Here is a 25,549-nt window from a genome sequence, read left to right as displayed (position 1 = left end):
TTTTAGTTCTTTATTCGTTCTATTCTTAGCAATTTTCACGGTAAATCCCAAAGCAAACTAGGAGGTTTTTCGTTATGAAAAATAATCTTCGAAATGCTGTCCAGCAAAAAAGGCAACATCTAATTGATGAGCTACTTAAATTAGGAGTTTTTAAGAAAAACAATAAGCATCTATATGAATGGACATTGCAAGACCTTGAAGAAGAATATGTTCAATTGAAACAGGTGATTTGGATTCATACAAATTCAAGTGCCCCAAAAACATCGCAAACTTTTGAATAAAGCAAAAAAGCCGGTTTTAAAACCCGGCTTTTGTTTTGTTCTATGGTATGATGTTACTATCATTCACGAATTAGGATGGGGTGAATTCTATGTCAATTGAAAAAGTGGTACAAAAACAAATTGAATTTTATAATAACCAGGATTTAGAAGGGTTTGCGAGCACCTATTCAGAGGATATTACGGTGTTGACCTTCCCGGATAATACAGTTACATTAAGCGGTAAGCAGGCACTAATTGAAAGATATACAGAAACCTTCAAAAAGAAAATGTTCGCTGAAATCAAAAACCGTTCAATTGTTGGAAACAAGGTAATCGACTGGGAGATCGCAACGAACGGATTAACGGGTGAAAGCACAAGCTTAATGGCTATTTATGAAGTGAAGGATGACTTAATTTCAAAAGTTTGGTTTATTAGGGAATAAATACATATCTTAATGGGAGGACATCAAATGTACAGTTTTAAGAACGATTACAGTGAAGGGGCACATCCTAGAATATTGAATGCTTTAATCGAATCCAATTTTGAGCAGGAGGATGGCTACGGGGAAGACCGCTACACTCAACAAGCAGTCGAACTTTTAAAGGAAAGAATCGGACGAGCAGATATTGACATCCACCTTATCGCTGGCGGGACACAAACAAACCTAATCGCGATCTCATCCTTTCTCAGACCACACGAGGCTGCCATTGCGGCACACACCGGTCATATTTTTACGCATGAGACAGGGGCGATTGAAGCAACTGGGCATAAAATTCTATCAGTTGAAGTCGATGATGGGAAACTAACCCCTTTACATATAAAGCAAGTACTTGAATATCATACAGACGAACATATGGTGAAACCAAAGCTTGTATACATATCCAATTCCACAGAAATTGGCACCATTTATAAGAAAAGTGAACTGGAGCAATTAAGTGAATTTTGCCGTAAAAACAATTTGATTTTGTATATGGATGGCGCCAGAATAGGGTCTGCACTTTGTTCTACAGAAAATGACCTTACGTTGAATGATATTGCAGCACTCGTGGATGCCTTCTATATTGGCGGAACGAAGAATGGAGCCATCATCGGTGAAGCATTAGTCATTTGCCGCGAATCATTGAAAGAGGATTTTCGCTTCCATTTGAAGCAAAAAGGGGCGCTTCTTGCTAAAGGAAGACTTTTAGGGATCCAATTTCTTGCACTTTTCCAGGACAATCTATTTTTCGACCTAGCCATGAATGCTAACAAGATGGCTGACATGATCAAACAGGAACTAGTTAATGCAAATTTCAAGTTTTTAACACATTCACCATCCAATCAAATTTTTCCGATCTTGCCTAATTCCTTAATTACTGAACTCCAAAGTAAGTATTCCTTCCACATATGGGAAAAGGTCGATTCTGATCACTCTGCGATTCGGTTGGTTACTTCCTGGGCAACAAAGGAGGAAGTTGTTTTCTCTTTTATTAATGAATTGAGGACAATTCAAAAAGATTAAACACAATATTGGCGTAATAGTTATTATTACACTCTGATACTCCAACATTAACCAGTTGGTAAACGGTTTCATTGATGTTATAATTGGTGGTGGCTGGAAAAGCCACCTGAAAAATTACTACCCGGCTTAGATGATTGGCGCCATCGTTTACGCCGTGTGAATTTGTTGGATTCCATGAGTTCATTGTAGTACAAAATCTTGAAAAAGAGTGTTACAAGATTGTGAAGGATTGCACATAAACTCTGGGTGTAAGAGTGAAAAAAGCAACGTAATTGTACTGCACCCCAAAAGTTAGAGTGAAATCTAATTATTGGGGTGTTTTTAGTGGTCAAATATAGTGAAGGTTCTAAGTTAATGCTTGTAAAAGAAGTTACTAATGTAATGATAAGTGACTTAAAAAATGAATTTGAAAAAATATTAAGAAGACTATAGCGTGCTAGAGTTGAACAAGCAGAGGCCATTCTTGGCTGCTTTTTTTTTAAGAGGACTCCTTATATTATTATGAGATAATAAAAATTCTTTTTTATAGAACAAGGACACAGACCATAAATCCTTTATTTTCATAATTTGCTATTAGCTTACTAGAAAAGAGGTACGATTTTGGAACAGTTTCACTTTCAACTGGGAGGTGCTATAGGATCTCAAGGGTTTTCCAATTTCGGAGAAAAGCCAAAAATTACAATTGGTACAATCGTTTCTAACCGTTCAACTATAAAAGAGCTTCTTAAACAATATGAAAACGCACAAAGGATATGGAAAGGAATTCTATTTGAAAATGTAGGGTTTGCGCAAATAGATACAAGTCTTGAGACAAAGAACATTGGTAGAGAACCACTAAGTAAAAATGCGCCATTAACATCCCTCTATAAAAAGGCAGTAGAATATTTTTTGATAAGAAAAACAAAACCAGATGTGATCATTATATATTTACCCGGATTGGAATTTAAGAGAAAAGCGAATGGCCTTTCACTTGCGTATGATACAAAAAAACCTCCATATTTAATTGTAGTCTCCGATGGTGTTAAGGACTATCCATGGGTAGTTGCGCATGAAATAGGACATATTTTGTATTACACCAATAAATTTAATAATAGAGATGATCCCAATCCATATTTAGAAGTGAACGATAAAGGAGAGCCAATGAGAGATGATCAAGGGAATCTAAAATTTGATAGAGCCCATAATAACAATAAAAACAATATTATGTATCCAAGAGGATCTAAATCATCGATACCTCCTAAAGTTACATTTGACCAAATGGTTAAAGTTAGTAATAGTTATCTATTTGACAATCGAAAAATGCTTTAGGATTCAGACAATTGGGGTTAAAAGAAACTCATGAAGGATTATAACAAAGGGGCACTACTACAAAAAAGGTAATGCCTTTTTCTTATGCAGCTTAAGGTTAATTTTTGGATCAGGTTATTGAGCTTCAAGGAGAGCATATTAAATAAATTGCACTTATATTTAATATATTACAATTGAATTAAAATTCAATAAAAATTAATGGCATTGTACAATCGGTATTTATAATAATAGAAAAAAGTTTTTGAAATACAAGTGCAACTAATTTTTATTTTTCGTAAATAATGATAGAATACTTGTTTTTTCAATCTACTTATTTACAAAGTATAAAAAGGACTGACTATATTAATGGACTTAAACAAAGAGCAGACAAGAATAATGAAGAGAAAATTGCTAGAGAGTTTTATTAAGGATATTAATAAAAATAATAATGTACATAACCCGCATTCCTTTTTTGCTATAGATTTTAACGGATATCTTATTTTCTTAAATGATGCTTGTACAAGCCTGACGGGATATACTGCAGAGGAAGCCAAATCATTAAGTTTTCTTAAGTTAATTTCAATAAATGACATAGATAAAGTCTATAATCATTATTTCATAACAGTTGAAGGTATTACTCAAGGATTCGACTGTGAAATATTACATAAAAATGGGGTAAGTGTTGATATCCACATAGAGATTTCCCCAATTATTGTTGATGGGGAATTTGTAGGTGTTTATGGAATTGCAAAACAACTACCAAACTTATAGCAGAATTTGCTGTTTTTTACAGAAGTCTTTTTCAACTAAATTCATACTTACATAAAGGTAAGTGATACTTTTACAGACCACACCATATGCTTAAAATAAATAAACGTTACATGAAGGGAGTAATACAGTCATGCAACGGATAAAATTTATTATTAAACAATTTCTATATGAGCCTTTGTGGTTTAAAATACTAATTTCTACAACTTTGATTATTTCAATTATTTTTAGCAGTTCATTTTTTGCGGACAATGATTATTATAAGGGAGTTGCCAAATTGGCAGCGGCGATCTTCTTTTGTGCTTACGGTGTTAAATTTAGAACGAATATTAAAATAGCAATACTCTTTTTTGCTTTTTCGATTATATGCTTTTACCTATTTATCATGTTATTAATTTAGTGTTTCACAGATGGTATGTTGATGGCAATGAATTAGTTTCTGCCAGGAGAAATGATCATGTGCCCATTTCTCCTGCGGAACCTCTCAATTAATTATTTTTCCCTGACAATCAAGGCTGAAATCCAGCCTTCGATCCCGTTTGCGGTTTGAACTTTTAGCCACTTAATTCCTTTGGAATCTACCTGTTCTTCATTCAAAAAGTGCATGATTTCTCCATTTGTAATCGTGTAAATACGTTGTGCGGTTAGTGTGGGAGCTTCACGAATATTTCCGCCTTCTTCATATTTCTTATTTAAAATAAGTTCTTTTTGATCAGGGGAGGCCCCGGATGCTTGTATATGCACATGTTCTTGGTTTAACCATATCTCAGCTTTCTTCCATTTTTGTGTATACCACTTATTTGGATTGTTCAGGATTGCTGCAGTAAGCAAAATTACTAAAGTTGTAGCAGAATAGAAGGTCCATTTTTTAATCCTTGACTTATTCCTTCTCCGTTTCATGAAAAGCTGAATCATTTTGTTGAAAAATCTTTCGAACAAGGCAAACATTCCTTCAATGATATCAATCCAAACAGATATTCCGGCGATTCCTGCTTCTCTCCGTCTTCTTTGTATCGAGCACAGAAGTGCCATGATTGGGTAAGAAATGAGATAAAACATTTTTTTCAACAAACGGCACAACAAGTTGAAGAAGGGAGGAACCATGTACAACAAAATCAGCCTTGCGAGCTGCAAGAGAACAAAGAGAGCCAAAGAAAGGCGCAACCATTCCGGCAGGACAGAAATAAGTGACCAGATCCAAAACAGCTGATTTAAAATGGATTCCACAATCGCTAATCTCCTTTATTTAAATAGGATAGGAGTTCTCTCTTTGAACCAGTAATCTGTTTTTTTCTATTGATGTTTTCCTGATTGATGGGGAGATAGGGTAATAGTTTTTTTAGCTTGGCCAATCTTTGTTCCGCCTCAAACTGGTCAATAGAGTGATCGTTGATCAAATTAAAAAGTTGTTTATTTACCTCATATTTGAAGGCTTGATTTTGGCTAAACTCCGATTCCACTAACCGCTTTGCCATTTCATTTTTTTCTCCAAGCTTCCCTGCAGTGATAAAATCACCTGCTTGAAGGGCTTCTTTAATCGAGGCCGAAATCCGGCGCGCTTCCTCCAAGTCCAGAGCCTCTTGATAGGCAGATAGTTCAGCGTTCCGGTCTAAATCGGCAATCGCCTCATCATGGCGCTGGTCCCGAATACTTTGCCTGATCAAAACACGAATATTTCGAACAACTACTCCAGCCTCTCTTAACACCTTAACTAGTGGCGAGGTTTGAAAAAATTCTTCAATATGTCGGGCAAAACTCAGATCCTCTTCAATAGGATAAAATCTTGCTTCCGACTCCACCCAGAAAGGCAGATTATTGTTAATAATGTGGCCAAATTCTCCTGCATTTTGTTGAACTAACTTTTCGGGGTGTTCAACGGCAATATCGATAAACAGATTGACAGAAAAATTTCTTCCTCTTGTTGCCGAAGGGACTTCCTCATTGTAGGTGATGGTTTGCTGCTGCATATTGACTGTATAAACCCTTTTATATTTTCCAATCCGCAATTCACTACGTGACAAACGCGCTCCATTTTTAACGGCATAGTATTGGTTGTGATTATTAACATAAACAAAGGCATATGTCATAGACGACGCAGGCGGTTTTTCCAAAAAGCTAAATTTCACGTCTTTAACATCTTCAATAAATTGCATTAGGTTATTCCCTCCAGGATAATTTTTTTCAATGAGAGACCACATACCCTTGTCCACATTCTATGCGGACAATCGGAAGAAAAGCCCCATATCTTTGCAGAAATTGGGGTTTGAGGGAGGAAGTTTGTAATTTGAGGATTTTCCGCGCTTCGTTTGTCGCTAAGAAACACAGTCATTATTTACAAAGCATCATCACCATAGGATGGCATTGTTATATGGGTGCAATTAATGTAATTTAAATAACATGTGTTTGTTCTTTTTTTCAGAATATTTCGTGTTATATTTAAATGGATAAGGTTAATGTTAATTAATAAAAAACGTGAAAAGGGAGGAGCGCTAATGGAAATTTGCATTTCATGCGGAGAGGAATTAGCTATTATGGAGAGGAATCGAGTGGAATGCTGGGAGTGCAGAGACTCTTCAACTGCAGCTCATTCAGAAGCGGAATAATCTTTTCGACTTTGAAACGTTCTTTAACAAACAACAAAAATGAGGGTGCTGCCGATTAGGTAGCACCTTCCTTTCCTTTATTTTAAACTTAAAGGTCTATATCGCTTTGTAGGAGGGGGTTTCAATGTCTCTTCCACAAGAAAAAAACCACCGTCGGGTTTGGAGGGCACTGAAAAACTTACGTTTTTTATTTTTAAGTCTCAATTCAATACAAAAAAAGGCAATTTACTCTGGTTTTAGACGGTAAATTGCCTTTTTCCTTTTATTTTTTATTCTTTTTCACTTAGGAGTTTTAGGATTCGCTTGAGATTTACTGCAAATATCGCTGTGGCTCCTTGAATTTCCATACCAAATAGACCCGCAGATGATGCTGTTTCATACCCGTGTCTATGTTTTATTTCACTATTCTTTGCTTCAATTTTATAACGAGAGCGTGCAAATTCTTTAAATTCTTCACTGTTTTGAAATGCTTCCTGTTCCTTATGTTCAGTGGATTTTATTGAAACAGAATATGTTTTACTTTTTGCCCCTTCTTTATAACAGCCCTCACGGAAAGGACATTTGTTACATTTTTCAATATCAAAGTAAAATGTATCCTTTTGATTTTTACTTTGTCCCTTCTTCCCTGTTCTTGCTTTACGTATTGCCATGTGACCTGCTTTACAAACATACATACCCGCATCTTTATTAAATTCAAATTCATCTTCTTTCGCACGTCCACCTTGTGTGATCTGAGGATTCAGTTTGGATACTAGTTGAAATTCTTCTATTTTTGCATATTGGATATTATCTTTTTCCGAATAAGCTGTATCACCAATAATTCTATCAATTGTCATGCCTGCTTCCTTACTTTTCTCAACTAAATCTTTTAGGTATTTCCCATCACTTTTTTCACCAGTAGTAACAATCGCAGCTGTAATAATCCGTTCATCACTCATAGCAATATGTGTTTTAAATCCAAAGAAAGAAGAATCAGCTGTTTTATGTCCGACACGTGCATCTGGATCATTTGAAAAACATAGTTGTTCTGCATAATCTTCTACAACTTCTTTTAGTACGTTTAATTTTTCTTTGACAGCAGGAATCTCGGCGATTTGTGGCTCAGTTTCAATAACTGTAATGACTTGACGACAATAATCCAATTCATCATTAACTTCGTTAGAAGTTGTTTTTGGTGGAAATTTTTCTTTCAATGATTCATCTATTTGATATACTGCTTTTCGGACATTTTTTGATTTCTCTTGTAAAAACTCTTTCGGTGATTTTTGGTTATAACGTGCTTTTGTATGTGTTGCATCCACAATAACGGTTTTACTTTTAATGATCTCTTTTTCTAGAGCAATCTCAACGGTTTTTCCAATAAGCATATCTAATAATCCCACATCTTTTAGACGGAGTTTTCGGAATTTCGTTAAAGAGCTTGGGTCAATAACTGAATCCTCTGGAGCCATGTCGAGAAAATATTTAAATGACATATCGTATTTGGAACGTTCTACAACATCTACATCTGACAAATCATAGATTGATTTAAGAAGTAAATATCTGAACATACGAATTGGCGAAACGGCATTACGTCCATTATCAAGACAATATTTTGTTTTTAATTCTTCCAGTATGAATGAAAAATCTACAAGCTCATTAATTTTACGAAGCATATTATCTTTTGGTACAACAATATCGTATAAAGCCATGAATGGGCTAAAGTTAAGAGATTCTTGATTTGAAATCACTTGGATACCACCTACATACAATTGATAACAATATTATAAAGTAAAAAGGCAGTTGAAAGTTCATTGAACTTTCAACTGCCTTTTTTAAATATTGGACTTTTTCAGTGCCCTCCGGGTTTGACGGCGGTTTTTTCTTATATTTACTTACCTGTTAGTTGAGCTTTCTTAAAATCAACCGACTTAAGATCGAAGCGATCTGCATTCATTACCTTGACCCAGGCAGCGATAAAGTCATTCACAAACTTCTCTTTATTATCATCTTGAGCATAAACTTCTGCAAGGGAACGGAGAACGGAGTTTGAACCAAACACAAGATCCACTCTAGTTGCTGTACGTACTACTTCACCTGTTTTGCGATCACGTCCTACATAGACGTTTCCATCTAGAGGTTTCCACTCCACTCCCATGTCAAGCAAGTTTACAAAGAAGTCATTAGTGAGTTTGCCTACATGATCAGTGAATACGCCGTGCCCAGTGCCACCATAGTTTGTACCTAAAACACGCATACCGCCAATAAGAACAGTCATTTCTGGTGCAGTAAGGTTTAAGAGCTGGGCCTTATCTACTAGGAGCTCTTCTGGACTTACACTATACTGCTTCTTTTGATAGTTCCGGAAACCATCAGCGATAGGCTCTAGCACTTCAAAGTTTTCTATATCCGTTTGCTCTTGTGTTGCATCGCCACGTCCAGGAGCAAAAGGAACCGTTACATCAAAGCCTGCATCTCGTGCAGCTTTTTCTATTGCGGCACAACCACCAAGTACAATCAAATCGGCCATGCTGACTTTCTTATCTAGTTCTTTTTGAATGCCTTCAAGTACTTGAAGCACTTGTGCGAGTTGTTCCGGCTGATTCACTTCCCAATCCTTCTGTGGAGCAAGACGGATTCTGGCACCATTAGCACCGCCACGATGATCTGAGCCACGGTAGGTACCAGCAGAAGCCCAAGCTGTTGTTACTAGCTTGTTTACTGTTAGTCCTGAATCTAGGATTTTTGCTTTAAGCTCAGTAACTTCAGCATCGGTTAATTCATAAATACCAGCTGGTACAGGATCTTGCCAGATGAAATCTTCTTCTGGAACTTCTGGACCTAGATATCTTGTTTTAGGCCCCATGTCTCGGTGTAATAGTTTGAACCATGCTCGAGCAAAGACATCTGCAAACTCTTCTGGATTTTCATAGAAACGACGAGAAATCTTCCCGTATACTGGGTCATGACGAAGTGCCATATCAGCGGTGGTCATCATCGTTGGAACTTTAATGGTTGGATCTTCTGCATCAGGTGCAAGATCCTTCTCATCAGGATCTACAGCAAGCCACTGATAGGCACCTGCAGGACTCTTTGTAAGCCACCATTCATATCCAAACAATAGATCAAAATAACCATTATCCCACTGTGTCGGATTAGCAGTCCAAGCACCTTCAATACCACTGGTGATGGTGTCACGACCTTTACCGGAGCCGAATGTGCTATGCCAGCCTAAGCCTTGCGCTTCGATAGGAGCGGCCTCTGGCTCTGGACCAACAAGTGAAGCATCTCCTGCACCATGTGCCTTACCGAAAGTATGGCCGCCGGCTATTAGTGCAACTGTTTCTTCATCGTTCATTCCCATACGTGCAAAGGTTTCACGAATGTCCTTTGCACTTGCAAGGGGATCAGGTTTACCGTTTGGACCCTCTGGGTTAACATAGATAAGTCCCATCTGAACAGCAGCAAGTGGATTTTCAAGCTCACGATCGCCTGTGTAACGATTGTCACCCAGCCATTCTGTTTCAGTACCCCAATAGATGTCTTCTTCTGGATGCCAAATGTCTGGGCGTCCTGCTCCAAAACCTATTGTCTTACCGCCCATGGATTCAATCGCAACATTACCTGCAAAAACTAGCAAGTCGGCCCAAGAGATCTTGTTACCATACTTTTGCTTAATCGGCCATAGGAGTCTTCTGGCTTTATCAAGGCTAGTGTTGTCAGGCCAGCTGTTAAGTGGGGCAAAACGTTGGTTACCAGTTCCACCACCACCTCGGCCATCACCTGTACGGTATGTACCTGCTGCGTGCCAAGACATTCGGATAAAGAATGGACCATAATGTCCATAGTCAGCAGGCCACCAATCTTGACTGACTGTCATTAATTCTTGAAGATCTTGCTTAAGAGCACCGTAGTCTAACTTTTTAAATTCTTCTGCATAATCAAAGTCTTCTCCCATAGGGGTAGATTTTCTGTCATGCTGATGGAGAATATTCAAGTTTAACGCGTTTGGCCACCAGTCCCGATTTGATGTACCACTTGATTTGTTACTGGTAGCACCGCCGTGAAACGGGCATCCACCAATGTTACCATTGTCTTTAATATCCATATTCTTTATCTCTCCTTCTGTGTAAATATATAATTATGCATCTAGTTTTAAGAATCTTATAAACTAGAATTATAATAATTATTATTATGAAATTGCTATTATAAATTATGAATTAAATTGAAAGAAATATAGACAAGAGAAAGAGAATAAATAAATTAAAGCAACAAGAAGACAATCATGACCTTGAAAAGGAGTACTAAATTGTGAAGTTTCATAGGGAAAGTAATTAAAATCTTTTATTTTGCGATATTCTGCTACTCATCGCAAAACGAAAGATTATGTGACATGTAATACATTTTGCTTCTTTTGGAATTCATGACTAAGAGGAAAAATTAAAGAAACATCTTTTGAGAAATTCTAAAATCATTAACCAGGGCACCTGGATGATTAGCTGATTATGATTTACACTTTTATTAAAACAAAAGAAGTATAAACGTAATGGAGAGGAAAAATAATTATTGAAATTATGAGAATGTAATGGAACTTTTAGAAGAATTATTGCTGTGATAATTGTTTTAGATAACAGGTTTTTAAGAAAATTGCAACATTATCTTTTATTACCATTATAATGAAAAGGAGTGATATTAGGCAAGTCATAAGGATTTCCCCTTAAGAGTTACATATGACTCACCTTAATATTTTCTTGTTTGCAGAGTCTAAACAGGTATGTCCGTTTTTCCTGCTTCTCTCCGCCTACTATGTATCATTTATATTTGCTTATCCGCAATTCACTACGTGACAATAGCTCTCCATTTTTAACGGCATAGTATCACTTACTCTTGTCCACATTCTATGCGGACAATCGGAAGAAAAGCCCCATATCTTTGCAGAAAATGGGGATTGAGGGAGTTAAAATGACATAAAGTACAGAAGTATTGGAACATTACAAAAAGTTATTTTTTTAATTCATACTTTACAGATAGGAATTATAGGTTTATAATACAATTAATCTAATTAAAAAATTATTCAGACCGAATTTAAAGTTGTTATATTCAAGGGAAGGTTTTAGTGAAAACTGAAGGAGTGTTTATGATGAGAAATAACGATGAAAAAAAGCGGCAAAAAATTATCAATAAACTAATATTTCTAAACGTATATAACAAAGAAGATCAAAAGCTTTATACGCTGCCACTATCAAAATTAGAATATGAGTATAGGAGATTTAAATTACAAAACCATCCGCATGGTGAGTTTGGCTCTATTCAATGGGTATAAATAAGGGTTTGGGGCTTTGGCCCTTTTTTCTTTTGTCATTTATGTACTTAACAAGTGGGTGTAATTTCAACATATTGGATATATAATGTAACTAACAATTAGGTTTACTTAAAAAAGAGAGTTTGAAACTTAAAATGCTCGTTAGATTAATTACATAACTATTAAAACTATTATTACGAAAGGATGAATAGCAATGAAGAATTCTTTAAGAGAGAAGGCTGTGTCGTTTTTACAACTGGTTGCATCGGGGGATGTGCGTGAAGCATACAGTAAGTATATTGGTCCGGATTTCCGCCATCATAATGCCTTTTTCCGCGGAGATGCTGATTCTCTTATGCTCGCAATGGAAGAAAACGCCGCCAAGAATCCTCACAAAACCCTTGAGGTAAAACGTGTTATCGAAGAGGGTGATACCGTTGCGGTTCACTCCCATGTTAAGCAAACGCAAGAGGACCTTGGGACAGCTGTGGTTCATATCTTTCGCTTCCATAACGACCTTATCGTCGAGTTATGGGATGTAGGTCAGCCCATACCGGAGAACTCTCCCAATGAGAATGGCGTGTTTTGATACATGAGATATTGTTGACACTGTATTTTTAATCAACCTGAAAAAGGGATTCCAAAAATAACTTTTGGAATCCCTTGTATTTTGTTTAACAATTTAAAAAAATGCAGTTTATTTTTTGAATCGAAATGGTACGGTTGAAACAATCACATTTTTTTGATAAATAAGGTAGAGTCGTAATAATAAGCTTGATTGGTTATGCAAGATATCGTGCCATCTTTTCTTTGTAATAAATTGAGGAATCAATACGGTAAGTGTGTACTTTTGTTCATTCGCCTTTTCCTCAACTATTTCGATAAAGCGTGCAATCGGACGTAATAAACTTCTGTAGGATGTATACAAAGTCACAAGACGAATATCTGGCTGCCATTCCTTCCATTTATCCTCCATTTGTTTTTCACTTTCACGGTCAAAAGCTACATAAACGGCAATAACGGAGTCACCAATTAGCTTCGCATAGTTTAACGAGTTTTCTACAACCTTCGTAACCCCAGCAACCGGGACAATAACAATGTTGCCCTCTAACGGAAGGGCCTCATCACCTGCTGAAATCCTAAGTTGTTCACCAACTGCATCATAATGCCTTTTAATCCGATGGCACACAAACACTATAATCGGTAAGAAGATAAGTACATACCAGACTTGAGAAAATTTGGTGATAAAGAAAATGATCACAACCGTTAAAGTAATCAGTGCGCCAATTAGATTAATGGTCATTTTCAATAGCCAACCAGAAGGTTTCTCTCGTATCCATTTCACAATCATACCTGTTTGCGACAACGTGAAAGGGATGAATACACCTACCGCGTAAAGGGGAATAAGTTGTTCTGTTTCTCCTTTAAAGATGACAATCAATATAATGGATGCCACACTAAGAGTAAGGATTCCATTTGAATAGCCAAGTCGATCCCCTCGATTTAGGAACATTCTCGGTATATACTTGTCAGTGGCGAAGTTAACCGCTAACAGAGGGAAAGCAGAGAATCCTGTGTTCGCCGCTAGTACCAGAATAAGAGCCGTAGTACCCTGGATAAAATAATAAAGGAAGTTTCTCCCAAAAACCTCAGATGCCATTTGGGAAACAACGGTTTCCTCTGCTTTAGGAGAAATCCCAAGCCAATAGGCTAAAAACATCGTTCCCGTGAAAAGAACCGCTAGAATGATGCCCATCATCATTAGAGTATGGACTGCATTTTTAGCTTCAGGTTCCTTGAAATTCGGTACAGCATTTGAAACAGCTTCGACTCCTGTAAGTGCCGAGCAGCCTGATGAAAAGGCACGCAGTAGTAAAAATAGACTTATACCAGGAACAGCTGTCCCAATTGGGGTATGCAGATGGGAAGGAATCTGTCCACTAACAATTTGCCACAATCCCACTACAATCAGAAGGACTAACGCAAAGACAAATATATAGACGGGATAGGCGAGGACAGAAGCTGATTCCGTAATACCTCTGAGATTCAAAATCGTGATCAAAATAACTAAGACGGAAGCGATAGGTACATTATAGGGATGTAATAGTGGAAATGCCGATGTAATCGCATCGGTTCCAGCTGAAACACTAACGGCCACTGTTAAGATATAATCGACTAATAACGAACCGCCTGCTACTAATCCCGCATTTTTCCCCAAGTTACTTTTCGAGACAACATAGGCACCCCCGCCATGAGGATAAGCGTAGATAATTTGTCGATAGGACAAAATTAGTGCAGCTAACAGGATGAGGACACCTACACCAATCGGAATTGAATACCAGAGAGCAATAAGACCTAAAGTAGATAAGACAATGATAATTTGTTCAGGACCGTATGCTACAGAAGAAAGGGCATCGGATGACAGAATGGCAAGTGCTTTTAATTTACCTAATCGTTGTTCGCCTAATTCACTTGTTTTCAGCGGTCTCCCAATTAAGGCTCGTTTAAACATTGAATAACGCATAAAGTACCTCCGTAAGCTAGCAATTGAACTGCTTGTAACCATAGGATTATATTACCCGCTAAAATCTTTTATAAATCATCATACGCAAACGCAAAAAGGAACACTAAGATTTTCCTTACTGTTCCTTAAATTACAACAAAGAGCAAATAAAGCTCTTCCTAACATATGTAATGTATTTACCAATATAACCTAGAAAGGAGGATTCAATGAAAAATACTTGAGGCATTAACCTAAAAATCGCTTTGGTGGCCAACTTGGGAGTTGAATAAAGCCCCTCTAATCAACTCTGAGGGGCTTTTCATTTTTAGAAGGTTGGTTAGTACTTGAAGAAGACTTTTTAGTCAAAGCCAACAAAAATATCATGCCAATAATACAAGCTGTACCAACCCATTGGAAAAAACCAAAGGGTTCTTTTAACCAAAAAACCGTAGTTAAAACGGCAGCTAGAGGCTCTATGCTACCTAGAAGACTTGATTCTTTAGGTTGCAAACTTTGTAAACTTTCTATATAAAACCAAAATGCAATCATAGTACCAAATATGATTACGAAGCCTAAATATAAATATGCTTGTAGTGTTAAGACTGTAAAGTCCATTTGCCATGGCGGGTGGATAAAACTTAAGGCAAAACCACCGATAATCATAGCCCATCCGACAATGACAAGTGAATCGTATTCCTTTAGTAATGGAACGGCATATAGAGTATAAAATGCTAAAGCTATTCCAGATAAAACACCCCAAACGATGGCAAGGGTGGGTACAGATAATTGAGAGATTGAGCCGTTTGTTAATAAGAAATAACAACCAACTAGAGCCAGCGAAACAGTTAATAAATCTCGTCGTGTAAGAACAGTTTGTTTGCGGAAAATTAAGTATACGATAATCATAACAGGTGCTAAATACTGTAATAGCGTTGCAACTGCAGCATTCCCATGTTTAATGGAAGCCATATATGTGTATTGAACCGCAAGCATACCCAGTACACCGAAGATAATCAATTGAATAGCGATTCTTCGAGTTTTCCAAACAGCAAAAACTTGAGAACGGTCTTTTCCGAAAAATTGAACGGTTAAGAGTAAAAAACCAGCTAGAAGCAATCGGATCGTCACCAGCCAATCTACATCGACTTGATACTGTTGAAAAAGCTTTTTTGCAACTGTACCACCAATCCCCCAAAATACTGCTCCCGTTATGACAAGAAATATTCCCTTACGTCTATTCATTATTGATTCTCCACCTTTAAATATAAAAATAGTGTTATAATATTTTAAATAATAAGTGGAAAACCTCTGAAATAATACTCAAATCGAATGAAAAAATATAAGTATATTGAGGCGGTAAAATGCAAATTAAAGATTTTATGGTTGACCAAAGTTTAAAAGAATTAACTGAACATCGTACAGTTGTGCTGCCGATTGCCTGTTATGAAACAACGATTAACCGAAATGTAAATGGATATATACCGCTTCATTGGCATGATGAATTTCAGTTTGTTCTAGTTGTAAAAGGAGAAACCATTTTTCAAATAAATGAAGAAAATATTACAGTTCGAGAAGGAGAAGGTCTTTTTATTAATAGCGGCTGCCTGCACATGGCAAAAGATAAGAATGATTCGGGCTGTGTCTATATTTGTTTAAATGTTTTTCCAAATTTCGTTTTATCACAAGACCTTTTTACAACCTATGTAAACCCTTATATCCAGGCGACTAATATACCTTATTTACTCTTGGTTCCAAAGGAGCTTTGGGCGAATAATATTTTGGATTCTATTTTGAAAATCAATCAGTTGATAAAACAAATTCCCCCGTACTATGAAATCGACATCAGCCTACATTTAACATTAATTTGGAAGAACCTGATAATTAATGGTATTGAATTAGAGTCTGAACAGACGGAATTGATAAAGAGTCAACGAATGAAACAGATGTTAAATTGGATACACCTGAATTACGCTGAGAAAATTCTTTTAGACGATATTGCACGAGCTGGTCAATTAAGCCGTTCCGAGTGCTGTCGATACTTCAAACGAATTTTAAAGACGACACCTCTGAATTACGTAACCGATTTTCGAATTCAAAAAAGTTTAATTTTATTGCAACAACCAGAGTCCAATGTCACTGATGTTGCTTATCAAGTAGGATTTAACAGCACAAGCTATTTCATTGATAAATTCAGAAAGTCGATGAACATGACACCATTGGCATACAAAAAACATAAAAATTCCAGTTCACTTGTGAAGTAGTGCAAAGGTAACATTAGTGGTAAAAAATTTGGTGTCATGAGTTTTGGGAGGGAAATGAATAAATACAGTTCTTTTTCTATAACTTCTTTAGTAATATTTACTTTTTTTGTTATTTACATTGAGTGGTATTTTGGCGTTCAGTACAGGAAAATTCATAAAGATTTGAGCAGGAGGGATTGAATGAGAATTGCGGTTTTGTCAGATATTCATGAAGGTTTAAATCGTAAAAATACAAAGTCTGATATAATGGCAACGTTAAAAAAATGGATCGCAGTCCATTCACCGGAAGTGTTTATCATTAGCGGCGATATGACTGCTGGCCCTGAAAAAAGCCTTGCCCTATTAAATCAACTACAAAGTGAATATCCACAAACAAGGATATTATTTGTGCATGGAAACCACGATATCTATCATAAAGATTCTGAATTAGCTTACCAAAGACTACTTGAGTTTCAAGGAAACCTTGGAAATGGTCCAGTCGAATTAGATGAAAAATGGGTTATTATTGGCGATGTAGGCTGGTATGATTACACCTTTGGAATAGAAGGATATACCAAAGAACAATACCAAACTGGTACTTTTAATGACTTTACGTGGCCTGATAAAACAAATGCTCATTGGACTGGGAATGATTATGAAGTGACTGAACGTTATATTACAAGAATAGAGAACTGGTTAAGCGAATATCGCGGAAGAAATATCATTATGGTAACACATTTCGTTCCCTGCTCACAGTTTATATTATCTAAAAACGATTCTAGTTGGGACTTTTTCAATGCAATGATGGGCAGTTCACGCTTGGGTGAATTGGCCATGAAATATGGAGTTGAAAAATATATTTTTGGTCATATTCATACCATATACCATGATAAATATAAAGGAATTGAAATGATATGCAACCCATTAGGCTACTATCCACATGAATGGGCCTTCAAATCTGTGGAGGAGGAAATATTCTCGTGCATCAAAGTCATTACAATTTGAAAGGTTCTTTTATACAAATTATGATCCCATACAGAATTTTCTATAATAACCTCAAACACAAAACTATAATTCTATATGGTGTGGTTTGTGCGGGGATACTTTTTGTGGATGGTCCATAGATAACAATAAGATCTCGGTTCGCAGGGTTACTTGTAAAGGATTGCCCATTTGTTAAAACCATTTGAGTGTATGGAGAATTATTTAATCGTAATCGCCCATCACTACTCTCCAACTGACTATTAAAATAATCTACTTTTACATTCTGATATGGACTATCTTTTACCATGACAAGTGCTTGATACTGTGGAGGGTAAATAAGAGGAACAGGTGCATTTCCGTCATAATAGCCAGTCACACGATCTCCTGCTTTCACCATTACATGGTCTACAAAGTAAGTGCTTGGTGACACCACGAAATTTACTATTGCTCCCATTCCGTTTGTGACAGATATTAATTTATTGCAGCCATCTCCTTCACCATTATGCCCCAAAAGATCAGTAATCATGGTGACGGTCCCATGAAAAGAATAAAATTTTGTCATCATTAAACCTCCTATGCTTATTCATAAATTTGAATGTTCCAAATGTCCCCCTCCAAAGCACATGAACATACTTTGTGTAACATATGTAGGTAAATACCTAGTTGACTGTGTGTATGCCCATAAAAGATAAGATAATGTTCTGTTGATAGTTTTAAATCAGAAGCTATAAGAGAGGCGGTTTTTTTTCTCACTTAAGAGAGCCAATATGTGAGCTATTACCAGTAAACTATAATTGAAGTAGTAAGTGAGATTTAGTAATCTGTTATAAGGATTATAAAATTGGGGATGTCTTATTTGGAAACAGGAAGAAATAAATATATAAAATGGTCATATAAAATAATTTTTATCTTGATTGGCTTATTGTTAATAAAGATTGCAGAATATAACATATTATATCTAGTTATTCATTGGTTATGGAAAATACCCATGGGTGGAATGGAAGCGCTCATCGGCACCATTATTACTACAATTCTTTTTATGCCATTTCTCTTTATTGTTATGAAACAAAGAATCAGATTAGAGAGAGCAGAAGAAAAGTATAAAGCTTTATCTTATTTTGACCCATTGACTGGATTGTCAAATCGGAGATATTTTGAAGAAATATTAAGAGATTCATTGATTGATCTAAAAGGGGATAGACAAACTGGCGTAGTTATTTTTCTTGATTTTGATGGATTTAAACATGTAAATGACAATTATGGGCATGAGATTGGTGATCTTTTATTAATGGAAATGGGGAAAAGACTATTAAATTGCTTACGTAAAGAGGATACAGTTTCACGCTTTGCGGGAGATGAATTCCTGGTTTTTTTACCAAAAATTGATAAACCTTCAGCTATAAAGATTGTTAACAGAATCATTGAAGAGGTTAACAAACCTGCTAACATTAATAATATTCAGATTTACACTACAACAAGTATTGGTTTGGCTTTTTTCCCGGAACATGGAACAGATGCGATAACTTTAATTAGAAATGCAGATAAAGCCATGTATAAAGCTAAAGTGCAAGGAAAAAACACTTATGAAATGTTTGAGTGGGAATGAGTAGGGAAACCATTTCCTCTTGAAACTAACGTAATGTCAGCTATTCACTACCGCCTTCGGGCGGTTTTTTCCATTCTTTGAAGAAAGGTTTATAATTCCACAGCTATTATTAATGGTATAATTCCATTTATAAAAATAACACAAACAAAAATCAAATTATTTATTATTCGAGGTTATCAATGAAGGTTTATACACTTAATAGAAAATTCAATGGATATAAAAAAGGAACACAATTTTACCTGATTATTGAATCAGAATTTATTGGGGTAAAAGAGTTTGTAATGAGAACGAAAGATTTAGCAAATAGTATATCGATCAACGAAAGTGAACTTCTTAAGAATTTTATTTTCATAAAGGAAATCTTCTATATCGAATGAGTGGCACTAAATACGAAGGAAAATTATGGCAGCCTTTTCTTATTCGACTTTACGGATGCAGGTTAACATAAGAAGGAGATTAGCCAACCATTGTGGAATAATACATCTGAATATCATTAAAATTCATCTTAATGTAACGGGTGCCAGAGTTAAAGATGCCGAAGCCGAAGCCGATTAAAAAGTTTGTCGAAGGGAGAATTAGGATGCAAAAGATACTTATTCTTGGTGCAAGCGGGCTAGTAGGAAGTGCTTTAATTGATGAATTGAAAAATGATTTTGACCTGTTTGGAACATATTCTTCAAAGTTAACAAGTCTTCCTAATGATAAGCAGTTCCAATTAGAAGTTCAGCAGCTCGATAAACTAAAAAATATTACATATTCTATTAAACCTGACATAGTGATTTCTTGCCTTAGAGGAGAGTTTGATCGGCAACTTGAGTTTCATAGGGAATTGGCTCAGGATTTGCAAAATACAAGTACCCGTGTTTATTACCTTTCTACTACAAATGTATTTGATGGTGACTTCTCAAGATCCCATACAGAAATAGATATACCGATTGCTGAATCAGATTATGGGAACTTCAAAATTAAATGTGAAAATATACTAAAAAAAACTTTGGATGAGCGAGTGAAAATCATCCGAATTCCAGCGATATGGGGTAAGGATTCATCAAGATGGAACTTAATTAAAGAAAGCCTTAAAAATGAAAAAGAGATAGATGTGTATAGCAATCTGGTTTGTAACAATCTTTTGGATGTTTTGTTAGCCAAACAACTACGATTTATTATTGAAAAAAATTTAAATGGGATTTTTCACTTAGGATCAACAGATTTGATAACTCATGGGGAATTTTTTGAACAGATTATTTGTAAACTCACAAATAATAAAAACATATTACGATACAGCTTATATCAGGATACAGTCGATACCCGTTATTTTAGCTTAATTTCAAATCGTAATGATATCCCAACCTCTTTTCAATGTACGAATCAAGATATTATTTCTTACCTGCTGGGAAATGGGTAGTAAGATATTAATCTAATTGTTACAAGGATTGAAGATCCAGCTGCCATTTTGAAAACAAGATTTATTTATTTGTGGATTAAAGGGAACATTTCTGGTGAAACTTACTACATTTTTTTTTGAATTCTTCCATAAATACTATTTATTTGAATATTTTTACTTTATAATTAATTTTGTCCGTTTTATTCAAATATTGTGTAGGAGACTTGTAGTAGCATGAATGTAGATGAACTTGATTTTTTACTTTTAAATTGTATAGATAGAATGAAGAGAAAAATGATTGAATCAGCAAAATATACTGGTTTAAAAAGTGAAGAGACAATAAAATGTAGCCAGGATCTTGATATATTAATAAATCAACATATGAAGTATTTATCACAAAAAGACATAAATTCCCTTATTAATGCTTCATGACAATTTTAAATATTAGTCAGGGGTTCCTTTGACTTTCAAGTAATTGAGTTGAAGATTGAGCTGCGGCAGCAGCTCTTTTTCTTTTTGATTCAATAACGGGAGGTTAATTGAAGAGTGATGTTTAATATTTATTCATTAGATGAATTGGAGCAGTATAATAATTTATAAATAAGGACGAGGAATGGTGTAGAATGAATATTTATAGAAAAATTGAGGTTGAAAAGTTACAAAATGAAAAGAGTGAGTTGTTTGACAAATACGTACTAAACATATTGAATGGTCAGGCTATGTATGAAGAGTTTAAAGATAAAAAACTAATGGGAGATTCTGATTACGTTCCATTTAATGAAGCGATGTGTGTAAATGTAACTACTAAACAAGTTTTTGATAAAGAATTTATAAAAACACGAGCATCGGGACATCATGAGTCAGTAGAAAATTATATCAAAAAGGTTATTGATCCATTAGACAATCTTTTTAATAAAGAGTATAAATGTATCGTTTTATGGTTTGGAGAAGACATGTTTTGTCAAATGAACCTACTTACAATACTTTCCTATCTTGAACAGTCCGGGTATGATGGCAAAGTGTTCTTAAATAGCTTCAGAGAGGATGAATTTAAAGTAAGTCAAACTGAACTTAAATTAGGTAACTATAATTCTGAATACAAAGAAGTATTGGTAAACCATAGAAAACCATCAAATGAACTACTTCCAGTAATGTATCAGGCGATAGATATATATTTAGATATGCTGAAAGAAAATAATGCAGTTGTAAAGTATATTTCCAAAAATAAAGATTTGCCAACATCAGAATTAATTAATAGGTTATTTGATCTTTTCCCAACAATAGGATACGGAGATTCACAATATATAGAGCTTATTAATAAAACTAGATGAAAAACCAGTCTGCCCCGACTGGTTTTTCATTTAGATTATAGTGTATTTAGGGTGGAAGTAGGAACAAGAATGAGAACAGAATAGAAGCTACTTTTAAATAAATTTATTGAACTGTTCACCAATTCAGTGTAAAAAACAAAACTCTTATTCTGTAATCGGGCGGTCCTAACGTTGGATTTGGTTCAAAAACAATTTGTAAGTGATTTAGGTGCTATGCCAATTGGAAAAAAGCCTATCCTATTGGGGGGCTTAGTAATATCGAGTTGTTGAAAAAGGGTGCCAATTAGAAAATTATTTATCTTTTTTTCCGCTCCTAAATGATAATAAAGCTGTTTTTAATGACGCGTAAGAACCTATAGCAGCATATCCATAGAACCACCCCATAAAAATACCTGCTACTAGATGATGTCTATGACTTATAAAAATTGAAATACTTAATCCTAAAATAAGCGCAATAGTTGGTACAAACTTTTTTGGAACCTTCAGAATCACTTTTAGTATTTCAGTAAAAATCATTATTAATGGGACTGCTATTACAGCATCCCAAAAATTAGTATGTATCGTGGGGAAATCCATTTGGAACACACCTTTTTACATACATTATGTCCTTATTATAGAAAAATAATAGTGAGCACATTGATGGAGTGAACAATTTAAGAAAAAAAGAAGATTTTATTGCTGAAGTCGGATTGGATTTGTGCAAAGATTACTGGGGTAAGGGACTTATGTTCGAAACAATAAAAGAAGTAATTTTATTTGGTTTTGTTCAGATGGTGTTAGATATAATAAATGCAACTGTTGATCCAAAAAATGAGCGATCATTCAAGTTGTTCTTTTTTCATATATGATACCCCCATATTTTACCTCTATCTAACTAATTCATTTTGACCAATAATAAAGCCTTCTTTTACTAAACAACAAAAGGTTGCAAGTTTTGTTATAATAGCAGTTAGTTTATCTATTATTGCTTGGAATTCCTCGAAGGAAGTTTCATATATCCAAGGAATTGAAAAGAAATTATATGACATTATTAATGTACTGAATAATCTTAGACAATGATAAAATTGTGGTTTTTATTAAACTAATGGGTAGCGATTGTTCAATAAGAGCAATCGCTTTTCTTGTTCCGCTAACGGGGCAGGATAGCATTCCTGTAGATCATTAAATATCAGGTTTGAAAAAAATAGAGCCCCTCAGTTAGATACGAGTATAGAGTCCAATCTAACTCAGAGTCTTAAGGAGGAAGCCCTACTATGAATTTTAAAATGCAAGACAAACAAAATCAACTAATTGAAAGAATTTCCTATACACATCTAATTGTAGGTGTGGATATTGCCCAACAATTACACGTTGCTCGAGCTGTTAACTTCCGTGGAATTGTAGTTGGAGATCCTCTTACATTTGAAAATAATGAAGAGGGGTTCGTAAAACTATTAAAGTGGATTCAAAACTTACAAAAACTAAAAAACTTAGATTCAACAATTGTGGGGATGGAACCGACAGGACATTACTTGATTAACCTATCCAAATGGCTGGATAAACAAAACATTGAGGTAGTTACAGTGAATCCCCACTTGGTTAAAAGGAATAAAGAGAATCGTGACAATACTCAATCGAAGAGTGATAAAAAAGATGCCCTCGTTATAGCGGATATGGTGAAAAACGGATATTATTCCTTTGTTCGTCCAACATCAGAATCATTTGAGAAACTTAGAGTTCTAATTTCTAACCGTGATGTAATTGTTAAACGTCTCGTGATGTCAATTAATCAAGTAAATCGATGGGTGGATGTGGTTTTTCCAGAACTCAGACAAGTGTTTAAAGATGTTTCGTGCAAAGGGGCCATCGCAACTCTTCGTTTATTTCCTACACCGGATGAAATATCATCACTAGAAACCCTAGATGTCATGAGGGGGTGGAAGTCTTTAATGAAACGACAACCAGGACCCAAAAAGGCTCAATTACTAATCAATCTAGCAAAATCCTCTATTGGAACCGGACAAGCTCTTGATGCTTATAAATTCCATTTAGAACAATTATTAGAGGAATATGACCTCGCTGTAAAACAACTCGAAAGAGTTGAACAACAAGTTAAAGAAGTTCTCTACACAATACCATTTGCAAAAAAACTACTCATGATTAAGGGAATAAGTGAAATTTCATTAGCCGGGATACTAGGTGAATCAGGCGATCTAAGTGGTTTCTCTCACGGAAACTCTCTATTACGTCATGCGGGATTACATTTAGCTGAAGCAAGTTCAGGCAAATGGAAAGGTCAGATTGTCATTTCAAAGCGTGGAAGGTCCAGACTGCGACGATTCCTATACTTAGCAACTATGAGCCTTGTGATGAATAACCCTGAGTTTAAAGCCCTCCATTCCCATAATGTAAAGGTAAAGAAGTTAAAGAAAATGAAATCAATCATGAAATTGATAGGTAAACTAGCAAGGATTTTTGTAGGAATAGCACGACGAAACGAGTCTTACTATCCAAACAAAGTCCAAGTATCAATCCCTTTAGCAGCATAGAAATAAAACATTATTTATATAAAATTTATCATTTAAAAAAAGTAACTTTAATTTTGAGTGTTGTCTTATTCGTAGGATTTCAAATATGTACGGAGTACCAGGTTTGTTCAACAAAAGGGCACAGTGACCCATCAGGTTAGCATAACTGGCCTCCACCCCTTGGATAGGCATGACGAAGGAATGAGAGGGCAATTGACCCGTTGAGACATGGGAGGGAAAGCCTCCAGGGGCGGCGTGGAGAAGTACATTATATGGTAAAATATGAAGCGGTAGCTGACTCCTTTATTTAACTATGCCTTCACGAAGCCAAAATGATCTGAACTCATTTCATTTAACTGTAACTCCAATTACAAGGGTTATGAAATCCTGCGAATAAGGGAGCATTCGAGAGATATTCGTATTAAACTGAGGGAGTTGAACAAGGATTTGATAAAATAAATTTATAAACTAAGGATTTGAAGGGGAAAATTTGGACTTAGGTAAACTTTGCTCTGAGGAGTTGCAGAAATTAACTGGAGGGCATTTCCTAAATGAGGATTTGTACTTTTCCCTTGAAGATTTAAAAATCCTTCTAAAAATAATAGAGAATTTAAACTGCGTTGATGATCTAGTGATTAGTCCGTTTCATCTTGCTGAGGATTCAACTATGGAGGCATATTGGTGTACTCTCTCAATTAAAATTGTTGATGTTGTTCAGGATAAAAATATTGTGCTGCTTAGTGAGACGGGAAAAAGCAATTTAGCAGAAATTGAAGAGCAATACATTGAATTATGGGACAATACTTATTATGAAATTCTAAAAAATGACTTAAGTGGACTTATAAAAAGTTTAAAACGGTATATTTCTTTTATGGAAAATCGTGAAGTATCCTTGCGAGAAGAATATGATATGCCTGATAAAAAATGGCAGGGAATTTATTATCAAATTTATTAAACTATCCTTGTTAAACAAACGGGGGCTTGAATTCAAAAGGGTTTCATTAAGTTAAATGAAAAGCAACCAAATATGAATAAAGTATAATTATTTATATTATTGAATAAATATTCATTATATGTTAATATAATAATAGTTTAAATTCTTCTGAGTTTAGACCTCCTAAAATGGACTTAGCCTAGACCACTAAGTTCAACTTTGACCTTTGATTTTATAGATCAAAGGTATTTTTTTGTTTGGATATTGTTGTAATTTGTCACTCATTCTACATAATTATTTATTTACATTGAATATAGTTTTGTGAAATTTTGTGCTTAAACTAACGGGGCAGCATTCCT

General features: G+C 35.3%; 24 protein-coding genes and 1 pseudogene. 17 read left to right on the top strand and 8 right to left on the bottom strand.

Annotated elements, in window-relative coordinates:
* Positions 1–74 precede the first annotated feature (74 nt).
* From ACIFOT_RS14825 to ACIFOT_RS14805, 5 genes are all read left to right on the top strand, one after another.
* Positions 75–281, top strand: coding sequence for a Fur-regulated basic protein FbpA (locus ACIFOT_RS14825; protein WP_430065779.1), 207 nt, complete (start codon positions 75–77; stop codon positions 279–281).
* An 89-nt stretch (positions 282–370) separates the two neighbouring features.
* Positions 371–703, top strand: coding sequence for a nuclear transport factor 2 family protein (locus tag ACIFOT_RS14820; RefSeq protein WP_430065777.1), 333 nt, complete (start codon positions 371–373; stop codon positions 701–703).
* Positions 704–730: 27 nt separating this feature from the next.
* A complete protein-coding gene (locus tag ACIFOT_RS14815; RefSeq protein WP_430065775.1) occupies positions 731–1,762 on the top strand; it encodes a threonine aldolase family protein in 1,032 nt (343 codons plus the stop codon).
* Positions 1,763–2,362: 600 nt separating this feature from the next.
* Positions 2,363–3,070, top strand: a complete 708-nt coding sequence (locus tag ACIFOT_RS14810) for a hypothetical protein (RefSeq protein WP_430065774.1) — start codon at positions 2,363–2,365, stop codon at positions 3,068–3,070.
* Positions 3,071–3,445: 375 nt separating this feature from the next.
* The gene (locus ACIFOT_RS14805; RefSeq protein WP_430065772.1) at positions 3,446–3,820 is read left to right on the top strand and encodes a PAS domain S-box protein; all 375 of its coding nucleotides are present in this window, start codon (positions 3,446–3,448) and stop codon (positions 3,818–3,820) included.
* A 489-nt stretch (positions 3,821–4,309) separates the two neighbouring features.
* Here the strand turns inward: ACIFOT_RS14805 and ACIFOT_RS14800 are convergent, their stop codons facing one another.
* From ACIFOT_RS14800 to katG, 4 genes are all read right to left on the bottom strand, one after another.
* Positions 4,310–5,044, bottom strand: coding sequence for an SH3 domain-containing protein (locus ACIFOT_RS14800; RefSeq protein ID WP_430065770.1), 735 nt, complete (start codon positions 5,042–5,044; stop codon positions 4,310–4,312).
* Between the two features lie 5 nt (positions 5,045–5,049).
* Positions 5,050–5,970 carry a hypothetical protein gene (locus ACIFOT_RS14795; protein WP_430065768.1) on the bottom strand — a complete coding sequence of 307 codons (921 nt, stop codon included), beginning with the start codon at positions 5,968–5,970 and terminating at the stop codon, positions 5,050–5,052.
* A 719-nt stretch (positions 5,971–6,689) separates the two neighbouring features.
* Positions 6,690–8,150 (bottom strand): IS1182 family transposase, encoded by a 1,461-nt coding sequence (locus ACIFOT_RS14790; RefSeq protein ID WP_430065766.1) that lies wholly within the window; start codon positions 8,148–8,150, stop codon positions 6,690–6,692.
* A gap of 140 nt (positions 8,151–8,290) precedes the next feature.
* Complete coding sequence (gene katG, locus ACIFOT_RS14785; protein ID WP_430065764.1) at positions 8,291–10,507, bottom strand: catalase/peroxidase HPI; 2,217 nt, start codon at positions 10,505–10,507, stop codon at positions 8,291–8,293.
* Positions 10,508–11,536: 1,029 nt separating this feature from the next.
* Between katG and ACIFOT_RS14780 the strand changes: the two genes are divergently transcribed.
* Positions 11,537–11,722: a Fur-regulated basic protein FbpA gene (locus ACIFOT_RS14780; protein ID WP_430065762.1), complete on the top strand. Its 186-nt coding sequence runs from the start codon at positions 11,537–11,539 to the stop codon at positions 11,720–11,722.
* Positions 11,723–11,915: 193 nt separating this feature from the next.
* Positions 11,916–12,290: a nuclear transport factor 2 family protein gene (locus ACIFOT_RS14775; protein ID WP_430065760.1), complete on the top strand. Its 375-nt coding sequence runs from the start codon at positions 11,916–11,918 to the stop codon at positions 12,288–12,290.
* 108 nt (positions 12,291–12,398) lie between these two features.
* Here ACIFOT_RS14775 and ACIFOT_RS14770 read toward each other — a convergent pair whose 3' ends face one another.
* Positions 12,399–14,225 carry an APC family permease gene (locus ACIFOT_RS14770; protein ID WP_430065758.1) on the bottom strand — a complete coding sequence of 609 codons (1,827 nt, stop codon included), beginning with the start codon at positions 14,223–14,225 and terminating at the stop codon, positions 12,399–12,401.
* Between the two features lie 276 nt (positions 14,226–14,501).
* On the bottom strand, positions 14,502–15,446 hold the full coding sequence (locus ACIFOT_RS14765) for an EamA family transporter (protein WP_430065756.1): 945 nt from the start codon (positions 15,444–15,446) through the stop codon (positions 14,502–14,504).
* Positions 15,447–15,565: 119 nt separating this feature from the next.
* Here ACIFOT_RS14765 and ACIFOT_RS14760 point away from each other — a divergent pair, with 119 nt between their 5' ends.
* Both ACIFOT_RS14760 and ACIFOT_RS14755 read left to right on the top strand, forming a co-directional pair.
* Positions 15,566–16,465: an AraC family transcriptional regulator gene (locus ACIFOT_RS14760; RefSeq protein WP_430065754.1), complete on the top strand. Its 900-nt coding sequence runs from the start codon at positions 15,566–15,568 to the stop codon at positions 16,463–16,465.
* Positions 16,466–16,645: 180 nt separating this feature from the next.
* Positions 16,646–17,449, top strand: coding sequence for a metallophosphoesterase (locus ACIFOT_RS14755; RefSeq protein ID WP_430065752.1), 804 nt, complete (start codon positions 16,646–16,648; stop codon positions 17,447–17,449).
* Between the two features lie 40 nt (positions 17,450–17,489).
* Here the strand turns inward: ACIFOT_RS14755 and ACIFOT_RS14750 are convergent, their stop codons facing one another.
* Complete coding sequence (locus ACIFOT_RS14750) at positions 17,490–17,990, bottom strand: hypothetical protein (protein ID WP_430066043.1); 501 nt, start codon at positions 17,988–17,990, stop codon at positions 17,490–17,492.
* Between the two features lie 294 nt (positions 17,991–18,284).
* Here ACIFOT_RS14750 and ACIFOT_RS14745 point away from each other — a divergent pair, with 294 nt between their 5' ends.
* From ACIFOT_RS14745 to ACIFOT_RS14725, 5 genes and pseudogenes are all read left to right on the top strand, one after another.
* The gene (locus ACIFOT_RS14745) at positions 18,285–19,034 is read left to right on the top strand and encodes a diguanylate cyclase domain-containing protein (protein ID WP_430065750.1); all 750 of its coding nucleotides are present in this window, start codon (positions 18,285–18,287) and stop codon (positions 19,032–19,034) included.
* A 179-nt stretch (positions 19,035–19,213) separates the two neighbouring features.
* Positions 19,214–19,411, top strand: a complete 198-nt coding sequence (locus ACIFOT_RS14740; RefSeq protein ID WP_430065748.1) for a hypothetical protein — start codon at positions 19,214–19,216, stop codon at positions 19,409–19,411.
* Positions 19,412–19,614: 203 nt separating this feature from the next.
* Positions 19,615–20,439 (top strand): sugar nucleotide-binding protein, encoded by an 825-nt coding sequence (locus ACIFOT_RS14735; protein ID WP_430065746.1) that lies wholly within the window; start codon positions 19,615–19,617, stop codon positions 20,437–20,439.
* A 213-nt stretch (positions 20,440–20,652) separates the two neighbouring features.
* The gene (locus ACIFOT_RS14730; RefSeq protein ID WP_430065744.1) at positions 20,653–20,850 is read left to right on the top strand and encodes an aspartyl-phosphate phosphatase Spo0E family protein; all 198 of its coding nucleotides are present in this window, start codon (positions 20,653–20,655) and stop codon (positions 20,848–20,850) included.
* 164 nt (positions 20,851–21,014) lie between these two features.
* Positions 21,015–21,749, top strand: a pseudogene (locus ACIFOT_RS14725) (AraC family transcriptional regulator); the annotation flags it as partial.
* Between the two features lie 291 nt (positions 21,750–22,040).
* Here the strand turns inward: ACIFOT_RS14725 and ACIFOT_RS14720 are convergent.
* Positions 22,041–22,325: a hypothetical protein gene (locus ACIFOT_RS14720; RefSeq protein ID WP_430065742.1), complete on the bottom strand. Its 285-nt coding sequence runs from the start codon at positions 22,323–22,325 to the stop codon at positions 22,041–22,043.
* A 68-nt stretch (positions 22,326–22,393) separates the two neighbouring features.
* Between ACIFOT_RS14720 and ACIFOT_RS14715 the strand changes: the two genes are divergently transcribed.
* From ACIFOT_RS14715 to ACIFOT_RS14705, 3 genes are all read left to right on the top strand, one after another.
* Entirely contained in the window at positions 22,394–22,597 is a 204-nt protein-coding gene (locus ACIFOT_RS14715; RefSeq protein ID WP_430065740.1) for a GNAT family N-acetyltransferase, read from the top strand.
* Positions 22,598–23,002: 405 nt separating this feature from the next.
* Positions 23,003–24,277, top strand: coding sequence for an IS110 family transposase (locus tag ACIFOT_RS14710; protein WP_430065738.1), 1,275 nt, complete (start codon positions 23,003–23,005; stop codon positions 24,275–24,277).
* Between the two features lie 469 nt (positions 24,278–24,746).
* Positions 24,747–25,211: a hypothetical protein gene (locus tag ACIFOT_RS14705; protein WP_430065736.1), complete on the top strand. Its 465-nt coding sequence runs from the start codon at positions 24,747–24,749 to the stop codon at positions 25,209–25,211.
* Positions 25,212–25,549: the final 338 nt, after the last annotated feature.

It is taken from the genome of Neobacillus sp. NRS-1170, assembly GCF_050468025.1.
Note: the sequence above shows the minus strand (reverse complement) of the source record. Positions and strands in the feature narration are given on the sequence as shown.

Excerpts from the sequence above, each read along its gene's own strand:
- ACIFOT_RS14750 (WP_430066043.1), bottom strand. The coding sequence starts at position 17,990 with ATGACAAAATTTTATTCTTTTCATGGGACCGTCACCATGATTACTGAT.
- ACIFOT_RS14820 (WP_430065777.1), top strand. The coding sequence starts at position 371 with ATGTCAATTGAAAAAGTGGTACAAAAACAAATTGAATTTTATAATAAC.
- katG (WP_430065764.1), bottom strand. The coding sequence starts at position 10,507 with ATGGATATTAAAGACAATGGTAACATTGGTGGATGCCCGTTTCACGGC.
- ACIFOT_RS14755 (WP_430065752.1), top strand. The coding sequence starts at position 16,646 with ATGAGAATTGCGGTTTTGTCAGATATTCATGAAGGTTTAAATCGTAAA.
- ACIFOT_RS14770 (WP_430065758.1), bottom strand. The coding sequence starts at position 14,225 with ATGCGTTATTCAATGTTTAAACGAGCCTTAATTGGGAGACCGCTGAAA.
- ACIFOT_RS14760 (WP_430065754.1), top strand. The coding sequence starts at position 15,566 with ATGCAAATTAAAGATTTTATGGTTGACCAAAGTTTAAAAGAATTAACT.
- ACIFOT_RS14805 (WP_430065772.1), top strand. The coding sequence starts at position 3,446 with ATGAAGAGAAAATTGCTAGAGAGTTTTATTAAGGATATTAATAAAAAT.
- ACIFOT_RS14765 (WP_430065756.1), bottom strand. The coding sequence starts at position 15,446 with ATGAATAGACGTAAGGGAATATTTCTTGTCATAACGGGAGCAGTATTT.
- ACIFOT_RS14815 (WP_430065775.1), top strand. The coding sequence starts at position 731 with ATGTACAGTTTTAAGAACGATTACAGTGAAGGGGCACATCCTAGAATA.
- ACIFOT_RS14795 (WP_430065768.1), bottom strand. The coding sequence starts at position 5,970 with ATGCAATTTATTGAAGATGTTAAAGACGTGAAATTTAGCTTTTTGGAA.
- ACIFOT_RS14740 (WP_430065748.1), top strand. The coding sequence starts at position 19,214 with ATGAAGGTTTATACACTTAATAGAAAATTCAATGGATATAAAAAAGGA.
- ACIFOT_RS14720 (WP_430065742.1), bottom strand. The coding sequence starts at position 22,325 with ATGGATTTCCCCACGATACATACTAATTTTTGGGATGCTGTAATAGCA.
- ACIFOT_RS14710 (WP_430065738.1), top strand. The coding sequence starts at position 23,003 with ATGAATTTTAAAATGCAAGACAAACAAAATCAACTAATTGAAAGAATT.
- ACIFOT_RS14825 (WP_430065779.1), top strand. The coding sequence starts at position 75 with ATGAAAAATAATCTTCGAAATGCTGTCCAGCAAAAAAGGCAACATCTA.
- ACIFOT_RS14735 (WP_430065746.1), top strand. The coding sequence starts at position 19,615 with ATGCAAAAGATACTTATTCTTGGTGCAAGCGGGCTAGTAGGAAGTGCT.
- ACIFOT_RS14730 (WP_430065744.1), top strand. The coding sequence starts at position 20,653 with ATGAATGTAGATGAACTTGATTTTTTACTTTTAAATTGTATAGATAGA.
- ACIFOT_RS14775 (WP_430065760.1), top strand. The coding sequence starts at position 11,916 with ATGAAGAATTCTTTAAGAGAGAAGGCTGTGTCGTTTTTACAACTGGTT.
- ACIFOT_RS14780 (WP_430065762.1), top strand. The coding sequence starts at position 11,537 with ATGATGAGAAATAACGATGAAAAAAAGCGGCAAAAAATTATCAATAAA.